Source organism: Mucilaginibacter gynuensis (assembly GCF_039541195.1).
Lineage (GTDB): Bacteria > Bacteroidota > Bacteroidia > Sphingobacteriales > Sphingobacteriaceae > Mucilaginibacter > Mucilaginibacter gynuensis.
In genome coordinates this window covers 187857-203389 of the sequence record NZ_BAABFT010000009.1, presented here as the reverse complement: position 1 = coordinate 203389, position 15533 = coordinate 187857, and the positions used below count along the sequence as shown (strand labels likewise).

Here is a 15533-nt window from a genome sequence, read left to right as displayed (position 1 = left end):
ATTAAAAGGCCTGAGATTATTCTCAGGCCTTTTTTATTGGAGTTTTTTTGAGTGTCGTCGTTGTGGTACTAAGCAATCGCGTCGCGTTCTGGATCGTGTTACCTCCAACTATCGTCATTGCGAGGAACGAAGCAATCTCTATACTATACAGAGCGGCTCTGCAAGTCGGGGATTGCTTCGTTCCTCGCAATGACGTAATTATACACACTGTATCGTATATTTGGCAAAACTGCTTCATCATCGCGGCTTTGGCAATTTTAAAAAAATGTCAAACCCTATCCCACACCCGATAATCAAAACCTCAATTCCTTTATTTGTTGTTAACTCAAACAAATTACACTTTACAATTATTTTATAATTATAAAATCTTACCTTAAAATCCATCAACAATGAAAAATATGCTTGTTTAACTGAATAAAATTATAAAAATCTCAATTTTATATTGTTTATTTATTAAATTACTTCATAAATTACAATGTTGAAAATAAGTTGTTATAAAATATTTGAATTTAAGGTAGTTATTTATGCAGGAATCAGCTTATTTTAATAAATATAGCCCAATAAATGGTGTTTGGGACGAAATGTACGGCGCGGATAATAACGTGCGAGAGCATTATCGTAAAGTAATAGAGTATATCTCCGGCGAATCGGCTGATGATTTGAACAAAAAGGAAGAATTAGCCAAACGGTTGTTCATGAGCCAGGGTATTACCTTTACCGTTTATAACAGCGGCGAGGGTATCGAAAAGATCTTTCCCTTTGATATTATTCCGCGTATTATAACGGCCAGCGAGTGGGCATTTGTAGAGCGGGGCATTAAGCAGAGGCTTACCGCGCTTAACCATTTCCTTAAAGATGTTTACAGCAACCAGTTCATCATTAAAGATGGCATAGTTCCTATCGAGATCATTTACTCGTGCCCGCACTTTTTGCGCGAGATGTATAACTTGAAGGTACCTTACGATATTTATGTACACATTTCGGGGATTGACCTGATCCGCGATCACGATGGAACATTCTATGTATTGGAAGATAACCTGCGTACCCCATCGGGCGTAAGCTATATGCTGGAAAACCGAGAGATCACCAAGCGTTTGTTTCCCGATCTGCTGCCGCAATGCAGTGTTCGCAGCGTGACTGAATACCCTAATATTTTATATAAGAACCTGGTGGCCTTATCGCCAAGGCAAATTCATAATCCAACTATCGTATTGCTTAGTCCGGGGATATATAACTCGGCCTATTTTGAGCATACCACACTCGCCCGCTTAATGGGGGTTGAACTGGTAGAGGGTCGCGATTTGGTGGTGAACAACCACAAAGTATATATGAAAACCACCACCGGCTTGCAGCAGGTAGATGTAATTTACCGCCGTGTGGACGATGATTATCTTGATCCGCTGGTGTTTAACCCGGGCAGTATGCTGGGTGTGGCAGGTATTATGGGCGCTTACCGTAAAGGGAACGTGGCCATTGTAAATGCCATAGGCAATGGCGTGGCCGATGATAAAGCCGTGTATGCCTATGTGCCCGACATGATCAAATATTACCTGAACGAAGAGCCGATACTTAAAAATGTGCCTACTTTTCAGTTGGGAAACCCGGATGAGCGTGAGCATGTTTTCAAGAATATTAACAGCATGGTAGTTAAAAGAACCAACGGAAGTGGCGGTTACGGTATGCTGATGGGCCACGCGGCCAGCGAAAAAGAAACCGAAGAGTACAAGCTTGAAATATTAAAGAACCCGCGCGACTTTATCGCCCAGCCAACCATTAACCTGTCGGCAGCGCCATGTTATATGCAGGGCGAATTGCAGCCCCGCCGTATCGATCTGCGGCCTTATGCCCTGTTCGGTCCGGATGGTATTGAGATTGTACCCGGCGGCCTAACCCGTGTAGCCCTCAAAGAAGGCTCGCTGGTAGTAAACAGCTCGCAAGGCGGCGGCAGTAAGGATACTTGGGTATTAGCCTGATTTCGGATTTCGAATGTTCAATTTCGAATTTTTACCGGTGCTATTATATAAGCACTTATAATTGAAATTGAACAGAAGATCAGGCACAGAGATTAGTTACAGAAATTATAAATCCGAATTTGAACATTCGAAATTCGAAATAGCAAACTATGTTAAGTAGAGTAGCATCAAGTTTTTATTGGTTAAGCAGGTACATTGAGCGTAGCGATGGTATTTTACGTATGCTTAAAATTAATTACGCTTCATCGCAGGATACCATTCAGGAGTTTACCTGGGAGCCGGTGATCCGCATTTTCGCGGGGTTGGATGACGAGGAAGCGCAAAAGCTGGAGAATGACAGCCGTGCCGTATTAAAAGATATGGTTATCGGTAAAACCAATTCAAACTCTATCCTTAACATTATTACGCTGGCTCGTGAAAACGCGCGCAGCGTGCAGGAGCACATCACCAAAGATCTTTGGCAGTGCCTTAACGAATATTACCACGCGGTAAAAGACAATAAGCTGGAACGTGCCCTTCAACGCGAAGACCCTATCGGCGTACTGGATGTGTTGATAAAACAGGTAATGCTTTATTATGGTACAGTAGAAATTACGATGGAGCGTGGCGAAGGCCGCAGTTTCATGAACATAGGCAAGTACCTGGAGCGGGCCATCCAGTCGGTTGATATACTGGATATGAAGTTTGGCTCGATAAGTGATAACCCCGACCTGTTAACTGATACCACATACTGGAAGCACCTGCTGTTATCATTAGGCGGTTACGAGCTGTATTTAAAAACATACCGCGAGGGTTTTGAGGCCGAAAATGTACTGGAGCAGGTGGTTTTAAATAATGATTTCCCGCGTTCGGTAATTTATTCGGTAAACAATATACAGCGCTATTTCGACAGGCTGAAGAATGATAACAACCTGGAGAACTTCAGGGAAATGTCGTTCCAGATAGGCAGGTTGCAAAGCCGTATCAAATACAGTTCGGTAAGGAGCATCAGGCAGGAAGGTTTGCATCTGTTTTTAACCCAGATACGGAGCGAACTTTATGGCATAGGCAATGCCCTTAACGAGTATTACTTTGCCAATTCATAATTTAAGTACCGGTTCTAAATCAATATATTATGCCCGAATTTGAGATACAGCATGTCACCAAATATATATATGATGGCTTTGTGCGCGACAGTGCCAACCAGGTCATCCTGTTTCCTATAAATGATGAATACCAGGAGGTGCTAAAGCAGGAGGTAACCATTACCGGTAACCCCAACGTTGATCGCCATACCGATTATTTCGGCAATGAGATAGGCAGCTTTACCTACAGCGAATCGCACAATTCACTGGTGATAAACTCGATAATACATGTGAGCACGCGCCACCGTGTATTGCCGGTAAATGATATTTTTCCGTCGCACCAGTGGGATGATCTTCAGCGTTTGCAAAACATGGTGCCTTATATCGATTTTTTAAGGCAGGAGTATTTTGAAGGTTTGGCCGAACTGCAAAAAGTGGTAGATAGCGAACGCAAACCCGATGATACCCCTTACCAGATAGTGCTGCGCTTTTGCCAGTACGTGTTTGATAATTTTGAATACATAAAAGGTGTTACCACGGTAGATACCACGCTGGATGAAATATGGAAAATAAAAGGCGGTGTGTGCCAGGATTTTGCCCATATACTTACTGAAATGCTGCGGATTGTTCGCATCCCGGCACGTTATGTAAGCGGATACATTTGTACCAACAGCAACGGTATGCGCGGCGAAGGTGCTACCCATGCCTGGGTTGAAGCCTACATCCCCGATTTTGGCTGGTTAGGTATCGACCCAACCAATAACTGTATAGCTAACGAAACCCACGTGCGTTTAGCCGTAGGCCGTAACTTTTCGGATTGCTCGCCGGTTAAGGGAGTTTACAAAGGCTCGTCGCAGCACAAACTGGTAGTATCGGTATCGGTAAACGAAGAAAACGCCTTTGGCAGCAATAGCGACAGGCAAATTATTGAAGTACCAATAGCCGATCAGGTAACCGAGTTTTCAAAAAACAGTTACCAGCGCTATATGGAAATGATTCAGCAACAACAACAGCAGCAACAATAAAAAGGTTTAAGCCTTTTTAACGGAAGTCATCAGCTCATCAATTTCAGGTACCTTTTCATAGGCCTTTACAAGTTGCCCCTTATGATCGTAAATAGCGATGTAAGGGGTTTCTTTTACCTGGTAATAGCGTTGTACATTCAGCGAGTAGCCTTCGGTACCCAAAGTAAAGTTAGGGTAAGCGGCCAGGCCGTAATCTTTATAGAATTTTTTAACGGTAGAAAGCTGTGTCCAGGTGATCATTACTACCTGCACGTTTGATAGCTGTTTCATCACCGGTTTAAGGCTTTTTACCAAATGCTGGCAATGGCCGCAATCAGGCGCGAAGTAGATGATCATTACCGGCTTATCTTTTTTAAGATTGTTTTGGGTAATAGTAACGCTATCGGTATTTACTATTTTAAACGGCGGTACATGGTCAATGTTGCCGGTTTGCGGTGTTTGTTGCTTTGTAGCGGCCGCGCTACCGTCGGCGGTAGTGTTATCGTGGTTTTTTGCTTGTATGCAAGCTACCATCGCTACGGCAGCCACCAGGAAAAGTAATTTCTTGATCATCTTCATTTTTATATTATCAAACCTTAAGCCTCTAATAATTCCAGTTGCCAGGCTATATGTTCTTCAGTTACCGGGAATAACGCGTTTTCGCGGATGGTATGATACACCGCTTTAAATAAACTTTTGTAATCGCCTTTTTTCGAGGCTATCCATTCTATTTGTTTTTCGCCGTTCTCGTCAAAGGTCACCAGTTTACCTTCGCTGCCTTCGGGTTCAATACCGTAGGCCGGGTCGGTAGGCATCATGCCTGCATCAAGCTGGCTCTCCTGCACATCAGTACGGGTTTTTACAAAGCTGCCCAGTTTGCCATGTATCACAAATGCGGGTAAATGCTCGGCAATAAGTAAACCGGCGGTAATGTAAACGTTCACCTGGTTAGGGTAAGCCATGTGGAACTGGAAGTAATCAACCACTTCCGAATTGTCCCTGTGTGATGCCGTTACTTTATGAAAGTTCAACGGGCGGCCAAACAGGGCGATCACGTTATCAATTAAATGCGGACCTAAATCATAAGCTACGCCGTTGGCGGCAAACTCTTTGGTTTCTTTAAAAAGTTTTGGCCCCGGTTGTGGTTTATACCTGTCGAAACGGAAGTGTACTTCTATCAGGTCGCCAAGACGGCCGCTTTCTATTATTTCCTTTACAGAAAGAAAGCCACTATCCCACCTGCGGTTTTGATAAACCATCAGTTTACGGTCAACCTTGCGGGCAAGGTCATACATTTCGGTTACTTCGGCAACGGTAGCCGCGGCAGGTTTTTCGAGCAAAACATGCTTGCCTGCACCTAACGCGCGCATGGCGTATTCGTAATGCGTATAGTTTGGGGTGTTGATCACTACAAGCTCAATCTCATCATCGGCCAGTAATTCGTCGAAAGCATCATAGCTGATCACATCCGGGTAAAGTTCCTGTGCCTTTTTCTGGTTGCGTTCAACCACGGCTTTCAGTGTAAAATCGGGACTGGTTTCGAGGAAAGGGGCGTGGAAAACCCTGCCCGACATGCCAAAGGCCATTAAGCCTGCTACAATAGGTGCTGCCATAGTACAATTATACAATTAATGGTGCGCTTGATGAATAACCTCACTAAAAAATTACCTTTAAAACATAACAGGAGAACCGTTTGGGGTTCTCCTGTTATACAAATAAGCGGTGGTTAGGCTTATTTTAACTTTTTCTGCACTGATTTTACGTGCGTTTCGTGCGCTTTTAAAGTAGGCAGTGTTTTGGTAGCAAAAGCTTTCAAGTCGGCATCTTTGCAATTTTTTGAAGCATCGTCAAATAACGATACCGCGTTTTCGTGCGCTTTAACCATGCCATCAATATAAGCTTTGTCAAAATCGGCGCCTTTTTTTGCAGTTAGATCGGCCTGCATTTTTTGCTGTTCTTCGGTTGGTGCCGATGGCAGGGTGATGTTTTTTGTTTCGGCTATGGCGCTAAGCTCGGCAGCAGCCTTTTCATGATCGGTGATCATCATGGCGGCAAAGCTCTTTACATCGGTATTGGTTGATTTTTCCTGCGCTAATTTAGCTAAGGCAATTTCGGCCATGCCATCGCTGGCGGCTGTAGTAGTAAATTTGGCATCGCCTTCATCTACCGCTATGCCTGTGGCACCTGTAGTGGTGGTGTCTTTTACTTCGTTAACACTGTCGGCAGTTTCTTTACTGTCTTTAGCGCTGTTGTTACATGCCTGGAAAGCAAGTGCTGCCAGGGCGATCATCATCATTGAACTTAGTTTTTTCATGGTAGTATTTTTATTTATTAATTAACAATATTTACCACGATAGGTTTTAATTACCTAATTATTAAATAAGGTTGATATATATGATTATAAAAACTTGCCTATTGCGTTAGCTTAAAGTTTTACTATTTTTGGGCATTAAAATATTAACGACATGAATTTTCCGGCCGAATTAAAATACACCAAAGATCACGAGTGGATCAAAGTTGATGGCACCGATGCCTACATTGGTATTACTGAGTTTGCTCAGCGAGAACTTGGTGATATTGTTTATATAGATATTACTACCGTTGGCCAGGAAGTTGCCAAAGAAGAAGTTTTTGGAACTATCGAAGCCGTTAAAACAGTATCAGACCTGTTTATACCGGTAACCGGTACTATTGTAGAGGTTAACCCTGCTTTAGACAGCGAGCCTGAACTGGTAAATACCGATCCTTACGGCGATGGCTGGTTAGTGAAAATTACCCCTGCAGATGTAGCGGATATTGAAGGCCTTTTATCGGCAGACGATTATTCAGCATTGGTGGGCGCTTAATGGCAAAAGCTTTTAAATATTACGGGCCCGCAATTTTGTGGGCCTTATTTATTTTAATAATGTGCAATATGCCGATGGGGCAGGCTACCGAATCAAAAAAGTTTTTCCCCGGCTTTGATAAACTGGTGCACTGCGGCCTGTTTTTCGTATTTGCCGTGTTTTGCTTTAACGGTAAAATGAGGCAACAAAATGCAACAGTGCTATCGTATACAACCGGCATAGCCATAACGCTGGCAATAATAATTTTTGGCGGCGTTATAGAACTATTGCAGCTCTACGTATTTACCTGGCGCAGCGCCGATTGGAATGATCTTTTTGCCGATGGTGTAGGTACTTGCATGGGCGCATTCAGTATTTTAATTACACTTGGAACGGTGAAGTATGTTAAAAAATAAGGTTTTAATTGCGGTAGGTTTAGTGATGGCCATGGCGGCATCATCATGCGGTATCTTTAAAAAAGATTGCCAGTGCCCGCATTTCAGCTATCAAAATCCTGCTAAGGCAAAAAAGGCGGTTTAAACATCTTTCTTTTTCCTTTATTATGCTTTAGTGACAGTGCTTATTTGGATTGGGTTTAAATAAGCTTATATTTGCGTACACAATTAGCAAATGGATCTGTCGCAACTTGAAGTAGGAGAAACCGGAGTAGTTAAGGAATTTACCGATCTGGAAATGTCTGTTAAACTAATGGAAATGGGTTGCCTTCCCGGCGAACCTATTAAAGTTACCCGCATTGCCCCCATGGGCGACCCCATAGCTATAAATGTATCAGGATACCAGTTGAGCCTACGCAAATTTGAGGCTTCAACCATTATTTTACAATAGTTTTTAGCATTGAGAGCCGACATCAGAGTAGCATTAGTAGGGAACCCCAATACCGGTAAATCAAGTCTTTTTAATATACTAACCGGGTTAAACCAAAAAGTAGGTAATTTCCCCGGGGTTACTGTTGATAAAAAAGTTGGTTACACTCAACTGCCTGATGGCCGCCGCGCCGAGATCATCGATTTACCCGGCACCTATAGCCTTTACCCTAAAAGCCACGACGAGTCTATCGTATTTTCGGTTTTGGCCGATAAACACAGCACTGTAACACCCGATCTGGTGGTGGTTATTTTAGATGCTACCAACCTTAAGCGTAACCTTTTACTATACACCCAGGTTGCCGATTTAAAGATCCCCGTTATCGTTGCGCTTAACATGATGGATCTGGCACGTAAATCGGGAATCGATATTAATGTTGACCTTTTCGCTAAAAAGCTGGGTGTGCCTGTTATACCCATTGCCGCCCGTAAAGGTGAGGGTATCGTGCCGTTAAAGGAAGCGATCTCTTACGCCAATAAATTCGCGCTGCAACAGGATACTATCGACATCAGATCAATAGCGCCCGAACTGATCGCCAAGATCAGCGAGGAAATTGAGGTTGATAACTCCTACTTTGCGCTGCAACTGGCTCATCAACACGAAACTTTAAAATTTTTATCAACCGAGCAAAGCGATCGTATCGAGTGCATAGAGCAGGAATTTTCTTTCCACTCGCAAAAATCGCAGGCGGTTGAAACCATAGCCCGGTACAATTTCATTAACGATCTGTTATACGATGCCGTTAAGAAACCCGATACCGCGCACGAAGAAACTTTCAGCAATAAAATAGACCATGTTTTAACGCATAAGGTATTCGGCTTTGTGATATTTCTGGGCATACTGTTGTTTATGTTCCAGTCGATATTTGCCTGGTCATCATACCCGATGGATTTGATAGAAAGCCTGTTTGTATGGCTCGAAGGCATCCTTACCGATGCCCTGCCTGCCGGGCCGCTCACCAGTTTATTAATTGACGGGGTGGTTGCAGGTTTAAGCGGTGTAATGGTGTTTATCCCGCAAATTGCTATCCTGTTTGTGTTTATATCCATACTAGAAGATACCGGCTACATGGCCCGCGTTACTTTTATGATGGATAAGCTGATGCGCAAGGTAGGCCTCAGCGGGAAATCGGTAGTGCCGCTTATCGGCGGTTTTGCCTGCGCGGTGCCCTCTATTATGAGTACCCGTACTATCGAAAACTGGAAAGACCGCATGATCACCATTATGGTTACTCCATTGGTAACCTGTTCGGCACGTTTACCGGTTTATACCCTGTTGATCGCCCTGGTAGTACCCAGCCGTAATGTTTGGTGGATATTTAACCTGCAAGGTTTGGTGCTTACCGCCATGTACCTGTTCAGTTTGCTATCGGCAATTATAGTGGCTTACGTATTTAAATTTATACTGAAGGCAAAAGAACGCGGCTACTTCATTATGGAGTTGCCCGTTTACCGCATGCCACGCTGGAAGAACGTACTGTATTCTATGTACGAAAGATCAAAGGCCTTTGTGCTGGAAGCCGGTAAGGTGATTATCGCAGTATCCATAGTGCTTTGGGTGCTGGCCTCTTACGGACCAGGTGATCGGTTTGAAAAAATAGAAAAACAGTACAGTCAACCTCAATATACCCAAAAGGTGGCCCCTGACGAATTGCAGCGCATAGTAGCATCCGAAAAATTGGAAAACTCTTACGCCGGTGTGCTGGGTCACGTTATTGAACCGGTGATACGTCCATTAGGTTTCGACTGGAAGATAGGCATAGCACTCATCACCTCTTTTGCCGCACGTGAAGTATTTGTAGGTACCATGGCCACTATTTACAGTGTGGATGGCGATGCCGACAAGATAGAATCGGTACAGGAAAAAATGCATAGTGCTACTAATCCGCAAACCGGGCAGCCGGTGTTTACTACCGCGGTGGCGTTTTCACTGATGATGTTTTATGCCTTTGCCATGCAATGTTCAAGCACGGTAGCGGTAGTTTATCGCGAAACCAAAAACTGGAAATGGCCTGCAATACAATTCGCCTACATGACCATACTGGCCTATGTAACGAGTTTACTTACTTACATTATTTTAAAATAAGCCAAAAAGCTTATATTTGAATAGAGGTAAAAATTGGATAAAGTAAAAATTCTTGAAAGATACATGCCCGTCGAAGCTGCCCCGCTTATCGGCCGCTGGATCGACTACTTTAAGTGCGAGTTTAAAATATCACGTAACCGTAACAGCAAATTTGGCGACTATCGTCCGCCTTATGATGGCAAAGGACACCGCATTTCGGTCAACTTTGATCTCAACCCTTACGCTTTCCTAGTAACAACGGTGCATGAGTTCGCCCACCTACACACCTGGAACGAGCATAAACAAAAGGCAAAACCCCACGGCACCGAGTGGAAGCTCAACTTTAAGAAGATGATGCAGCCATTTTTTGATAAAGAGGTATTTCCGCCTGATATTAAACAGGCCATAACGAGTTATCTTAATAACCCCGCCGCATCCAGTTGCAGCGATCTTAATCTGTACCGCTCGCTCCGCAAGTACGATGTAAAGGATGAGTCGATCCACGTGGTAGAAAAGGTACCCATGAAAGCCCTCTTCAAACTAAAAGATGGCCGAGTTTTTCGTAAGGAAGAAAAGCTGCGTAAGCGATATAAATGTGTAGAAGTAAGTACTAAGCGGGTATATCTGTTTAGCCCGGTAGCTGAAGTGGAATTGGTGGAGGATTGAGTTGGTTGTAGGTTGTGTGTTGCAAGTTGTAAGTGCTTTGTGATTGCGAAGCAATCCTGTTGCATTCTGTGCTTCGTATATAAATCGCGTCATTGCGAGGCACGAAGCAATCTCTACTTAGGTTAAGCTTGTGCTATTATCAATATCAGCCTGCTCATTGCCGCAGAGGCTACTACTTTTGGCTATGCCCCAAAAGTAGCAAAAGGTCATGTCCAGCAAAAAGGCTTCTTTGCCGCACAGAGCCATACCCTGCAAACCGGACAGAACTTAGGGCTGGAACTTTTGCCCCGCCCCGCTTTCCATCCCACATGCAACAAGTCCGCTATGCCCGCCTTTGCGCTCCTGGCCTCCACAGTTCTGCCCGCTTTCGCCTGAAGCTGTTTGCTGACGAAAAGCGTGCCCCAGCTTTGACAACTTTTAAAAAGTTATCAAAGCTAACCTACCCGCTGTCGCGAGTTTAGCCATAGCGTAACTCGTGACGTATGCATGGGGTAAGCTTTCAGCTTACCGGCTAATGAAATGTCTTACAGTACAGCGGCGGGACGCCGCGGGAAAGCTGTCACTCGGCCGTAGCCGTAGCGACTGCTGTAGAAACGAGCGACTTTTCCGTTGATTCTATCATCCTCTACTTCTCCTCTCATTTGCATATCAAAACCCACTTCCCTATCTTACAGCAATTAAAAAGTTAAACACATCTTCCTATGTTAAAAAACTATTTTAAAACTACTTTCAGATATTTGTGGCGCAATAAGGTTTTTACAGGCATCAATCTTACCGGTTTGGCTTGCGGACTTTGTGTATGCTTTTTCGCGTTGCTGTATATCAATTTTGAGTTGAGTTACGATAAATTTAACACCAAGGCCAACCGTATTTACCGCGTGGTTACCGATGTTAAAACCGGCGCGGGTACCAATTACGAAAGCGCGCCCGCGGCCATGGGGCCTTTTCTGCAACAGGCTTCGCCGGGAGTAAGAGCCTACGCCCGCGTTTTTATGGACTATTATATTGTGCGTAAGGACGACGACCATTTTAGTGAGGAAACCATTGCGTATGCCGATAGCTCTATATTTGATGTATTTACGCTCCCGCTGATCAGCGGCACACCGGCTACCGTGTTTAACGCGCCCTACAACGCCGTGCTATCTGAAAGTGCCGCGCACCGTTACTTCGGCAATGAAGACCCGGTGGGTAAAACCCTGCTGCTTGATGGCAAGTACAACACGGCCATTACCGGGGTAATGAAAGATATTCCGAACAATTCGCATTTTAAGACTGACATACTGCTATCTATGCAAAGCCTGATGGGCGCCGAAAACTATAATGGCTGGATGAGCGACTGGAGCAAGTTCGGTTTTAATACCTATATATTGCTGGATGAGCATTATGCCCCGGCGCAGCTAACAGCCATGTTGCCGGGCTTCGTCAACAAAAATTTCGACCAAAGCAAAGCTAAATACACTGTAAATATCGAGCCGCTTACTGATGTGTATCTGAAGGGGAAACCACGCGGCAATAAAGGCGGCAGCATTTTAACAGGAAATATTACCAACGTATATATATTTGGTGTGATAGCCATTTTCGTGTTGTTTATAGCCGCCTTTAACTTTATTAACCTCACCACGGCGCTGTCACTTAACCGGGCAAAAGAAGTAGGCGTACGCAAGGTATTGGGCGCATCGCGCGGGCAGCTCATTATTCAGTTCCTGTTGGATGCCGTTTTGTTATGCGCGCTGGCATTTACTGTAGCTGTATTATTAAGTCTGCTTTTGATGCCTTTGTTCAACAGTCTGGCCGGCAAAACCATCGCTACCGGCATTTTTGAACAGAGCATTTATATTCTGCTGCTTTTTGGGGTTACGCTGATCTTAGGCTTATTATCGGGCATTTATCCGGCACTGTTTATTTCGGGCTTTGAGCCATTAAGCACTATCAAAGGCAAAATAACATCGGGTGTAAGCGCGGTTACATTTCGCAAGGTATTGGTGGTTGGTCAGTTTGCCATTTCGGTGATATTGATAGTAGGTACTATTGTGGTATATCAGCAGCTCGATTTTATGCAGAACCACGAGCTGGGCTTTAAAAAAGACCATACGCTGGTAATTGATTTCCATCACGACGACCGCATATACGACCATGCCGATGCCGTGAAAGAGCAACTTACCGCAATACAGGGCGTGAGCAAAGCCAGCCTGGCATCGTGTGTACCGGGGCGTGCCAACCGCAAGTTCCCAACCAAAATAGAAGATGCCCGCCGTGAAATGGTCGACATGCAACCCGACGCCTACATGGTTGACGAAGACTTTTTGAAGCAGTACGAAATAAAGATCGTAGCAGGCCGAAACTTCTCCAAGCAGTTCAGTACCGATAAGTGGGAAGCCATGCTCATTAATGAAACCGCCGCCCGCAGTTTGGGCTACAACAATCCCGCCGAGGCCATTGGCAAACACTTTGAGCAACTGCACAAAAAAGGCACTATAATAGGTGTGGTGAAAGATTTTCATTACCACTCCTACCAGGAGCAGGTGCAACCGCTTACCCTGCGCATGGCACCCGGCTTTTATACTTTTTTAACGCTCAATGTATCTTCCCAAAACATTAAACAAACCATTGCCAGCCTGCAAAACCAATGGCAAAAACTTACACCGGGCATGCCCATGAGCTACTTTTTTGCCGACGAAGCTTACAATGCCCAATACCAATCGGAAGAGCGTTTTGGTAAGCTGTTTAGTTGCTTTGCAACACTGGCTATCCTGATATCGTGCCTGGGTTTGCTGGGGTTATCAGCCTATAGCATCGCGCAGCGCCGTAAAGAAATCGGTATCCGCAAGGTACTTGGCGCGTCGGTAGCTACCATAGTAAATATGCTGGGTAAAGAGGCCGTTTGGCTGGTAGCAATAGCCTTTATAATTGCCGCGCCTTTAAGCTGGCTGTTTATGCAAAGCTGGTTGCAGGGCTTTGCCTACCGCATAAATATAACCTGGTGGATGTTTGCCGCCGCGGGTTTTGCTACTTTAGCAGTGGTATTTATTACCATCAGTTTTCAAACAGTAAAGGCAGCCATTGCCAATCCTGTAAAAAGTTTACGAACAGAATAACCCATCGCATGAAGCGAATTATAGAATGTGTACCCAATTTTAGCGAGGGTATCAATACCGGAGTGATCAACGCTATGGCGAACGAAATAGCGGGCACCACCGGTGTAAAATTATTAAATGTGGATCCCGGAAAAGATGCCAACCGTACCGTGATCACTTTTGCGGGGGAACCCGAAGGTGTAATTGAAGCCGCGTTTTTAGCCATTAAAAAAGCCGGTGAGCTGATAGACATGCGTACCCAAAAAGGCGAACATCCGCGCATGGGCGCAACAGATGTTTGTCCGCTGGTGCCGGTGAGCGGCGTTACCATGCAGGAAGTTGTGGGCTATGCCGCCCGCCTTGCCGAACGTGTGGGTAATGAATTGGGGATTCCCGTTTATTTGTACGAAGAATCGCAGCCCAATAAAAGCCGAAGCGACTTGGCCATTATCCGTTCGGGAGAATATGAGGGCTTTTTCAGCAAGATAAAACAACCGGGTTGGCAACCTGATTTTGGCCCGCTGGAACTGGATGTCAAACGTGGCGCCACCGTTATTGGTGCACGCAATTACCTGGTAGCCTACAATATCACGCTTGATACCACATCAGTACCTGTGGCCAATGCCATTGCCTACGCCGTAAGGCAGCGCGGGCACAAAGGTGTGCCCGGGGCTTTAAAATTTGTGAAGGCCATCGGCTGGTATATGGAAGAGTATGGCGCGGCCCAGGTATCCATGAACCTCACCAACATTAGCCAAACACCTGTACATACCGTATTTGAGGAAGTAAAAGCACAGGCGGCCAAACATGGCACATCGCTAACCGGAAGTGAATTGATCGGTCTTGTTCCTTTAAACGCGCTGCTGCAAGCCGGAAGTTTTAGCCGCGCACAGCAAGGTTTACAGCCCGATGCAGCTGAAAGTGAACTGGTATATACGGCTGTAAAATATTTAAAACTGGATGCATTAGGTGAGTTTGATCCGCAGAAAAGAGTGATAGAATATTTGCTGAATTAAATACCCCCGGCGGTGCTTTAACCAAACATTCGATTGCAGGTTTCATAACCGCCTCAAAATGTTTTATAAAGTAATTTTAAAGTTATAATTAGCTTATTAAATATTTTTTGAATTGATATTATAATTTTGAATTAATGTTTGTTTGAACTACCTTCGGATATAAAGTTACCTGCTAAAAGTGAACCCTATACTTAAACTGCTGAAAACCTTATCGCTTGTATTGCTATGCGCTTTTATAGCGTTACATGGCACTGCACAGGTTAAAACAAAGGGTAAACACAAACTTGCTGCACCCAAGCCAAAACCCGCTGTAGTTATCAGCGAGCAACTTGCCGAGTTTAAACGCATCACCAACCGCGCCAATGCCGATTTTATAATGCCGCAGGGTTTTAAAGAAATTCCGGCGGTTAATAACGAAGATTTTTCTTTTGATTACGCGATGGAAATTCCGGGGAAGGATTTCGAGGTATGGTTTCAGGTGCGGTCGCAAAAAGAAAACTGGGCAAGTTACGAGCGTGTAATGGGCGATGAAAAGCTTAAACTGGCCAATCCCGATTCGGTTTATATCGAAATTGGTAAAGCGCAGGCTTCGGCCTTAACCGGCGATCAGTCGTCGTTTACCAAAAACCTGCCCGCAACGGTATTAAACCGCTACCGGGCCGATGCAGGCAAATCATACATGCTTAACCTGCTCGATCTGCCCGATACTAAACGTTACCAGTACGCGCTGCTGATCACGCTTCAAAAATACCACACCGGTAATATTGTAATGATATGCTTTACCAACGAAAAGAACCCCGAGTTTTTTAAGAATGTTGACAAAGCGGGTAACAGCCTTAAGTTCAGGCAATCGGCAACAATTGTTAATAAGTTAGCAGATTAACTGCCGCAGGTTTCTCTCAAAATTTTATTTTTGCTTAAACACAGGCTTTTTTGCCCTGTAAATTTTTTATATCAGCTTA

Annotated in this window: 15 protein-coding genes; 12 read left to right on the top strand and 3 right to left on the bottom strand. The window is 44.5% G+C overall.

Annotated elements, in window-relative coordinates; translation table 11 throughout:
* Window positions 1-524: 524 nt before the first annotated feature.
* From ABD894_RS17885 to ABD894_RS17875, 3 genes are all read left to right on the top strand, one after another.
* Complete coding sequence (locus ABD894_RS17885) at window positions 525-1973, top strand: circularly permuted type 2 ATP-grasp protein (RefSeq protein ID WP_345212434.1); 1449 nt, start codon at window positions 525-527, stop codon at window positions 1971-1973.
* Window positions 1974-2122: 149 nt separating this feature from the next.
* Complete coding sequence (locus ABD894_RS17880; RefSeq protein ID WP_345212433.1) at window positions 2123-3058, top strand: alpha-E domain-containing protein; 936 nt, start codon at window positions 2123-2125, stop codon at window positions 3056-3058.
* A gap of 29 nt (window positions 3059-3087) precedes the next feature.
* Window positions 3088-4062, top strand: a complete 975-nt coding sequence (locus tag ABD894_RS17875; RefSeq protein WP_345212432.1) for a transglutaminase family protein — start codon at window positions 3088-3090, stop codon at window positions 4060-4062.
* A 6-nt stretch (window positions 4063-4068) separates the two neighbouring features.
* Here ABD894_RS17875 and ABD894_RS17870 read toward each other — a convergent pair whose 3' ends face one another.
* The 3 genes from ABD894_RS17870 to ABD894_RS17860 all read right to left on the bottom strand — a co-directional run bounded on the left by ABD894_RS17870 (window position 4069) and on the right by ABD894_RS17860 (window position 6355).
* Window positions 4069-4614 carry a TlpA family protein disulfide reductase gene (locus ABD894_RS17870; RefSeq protein WP_345212431.1) on the bottom strand — a complete coding sequence of 182 codons (546 nt, stop codon included), beginning with the start codon at window positions 4612-4614 and terminating at the stop codon, window positions 4069-4071.
* 23 nt (window positions 4615-4637) lie between these two features.
* Entirely contained in the window at window positions 4638-5654 is a 1017-nt protein-coding gene (locus tag ABD894_RS17865; RefSeq protein ID WP_345212430.1) for a Gfo/Idh/MocA family oxidoreductase, read from the bottom strand.
* Between the two features lie 119 nt (window positions 5655-5773).
* Complete coding sequence (locus ABD894_RS17860; RefSeq protein ID WP_345212429.1) at window positions 5774-6355, bottom strand: DUF4142 domain-containing protein; 582 nt, start codon at window positions 6353-6355, stop codon at window positions 5774-5776.
* Between the two features lie 151 nt (window positions 6356-6506).
* Between ABD894_RS17860 and gcvH the strand changes: the two genes are divergently transcribed.
* The 9 genes from gcvH (at window position 6507) to ABD894_RS17815 (ending at window position 15454) form a co-directional block, all read left to right on the top strand.
* Window positions 6507-6887: a glycine cleavage system protein GcvH gene (gene gcvH / locus ABD894_RS17855; RefSeq protein ID WP_345212428.1), complete on the top strand. Its 381-nt coding sequence runs from the start codon at window positions 6507-6509 to the stop codon at window positions 6885-6887.
* Window positions 6888-6946: 59 nt separating this feature from the next.
* A complete protein-coding gene (locus ABD894_RS17850) occupies window positions 6947-7282 on the top strand; it encodes a VanZ family protein (protein WP_345212427.1) in 336 nt (111 codons plus the stop codon).
* Entirely contained in the window at window positions 7269-7406 is a 138-nt protein-coding gene (locus ABD894_RS17845) for a hypothetical protein (RefSeq protein WP_345212426.1), read from the top strand. The genes ABD894_RS17850 and ABD894_RS17845 overlap by 14 nt, the downstream gene beginning before the upstream one ends.
* 90 nt (window positions 7407-7496) lie before the next feature.
* Window positions 7497-7712: a FeoA family protein gene (locus tag ABD894_RS17840; protein WP_345212425.1), complete on the top strand. Its 216-nt coding sequence runs from the start codon at window positions 7497-7499 to the stop codon at window positions 7710-7712.
* Window positions 7713-7721: 9 nt separating this feature from the next.
* On the top strand, window positions 7722-9836 hold the full coding sequence (gene feoB, locus ABD894_RS17835) for a ferrous iron transport protein B (RefSeq protein WP_345212424.1): 2115 nt from the start codon (window positions 7722-7724) through the stop codon (window positions 9834-9836).
* Window positions 9837-9899: 63 nt separating this feature from the next.
* Window positions 9900-10481, top strand: a complete 582-nt coding sequence (locus ABD894_RS17830) for a SprT-like domain-containing protein (RefSeq protein WP_345212423.1) — start codon at window positions 9900-9902, stop codon at window positions 10479-10481.
* Between the two features lie 701 nt (window positions 10482-11182).
* Complete coding sequence (locus ABD894_RS17825; RefSeq protein WP_345212422.1) at window positions 11183-13576, top strand: ABC transporter permease; 2394 nt, start codon at window positions 11183-11185, stop codon at window positions 13574-13576.
* Window positions 13577-13584: 8 nt separating this feature from the next.
* Window positions 13585-14571, top strand: a complete 987-nt coding sequence (gene ftcD, locus ABD894_RS17820; RefSeq protein ID WP_345212421.1) for a glutamate formimidoyltransferase — start codon at window positions 13585-13587, stop codon at window positions 14569-14571.
* A 178-nt stretch (window positions 14572-14749) separates the two neighbouring features.
* A complete protein-coding gene (locus tag ABD894_RS17815) occupies window positions 14750-15454 on the top strand; it encodes a hypothetical protein (protein ID WP_345212420.1) in 705 nt (234 codons plus the stop codon).
* Window positions 15455-15533: the final 79 nt, after the last annotated feature.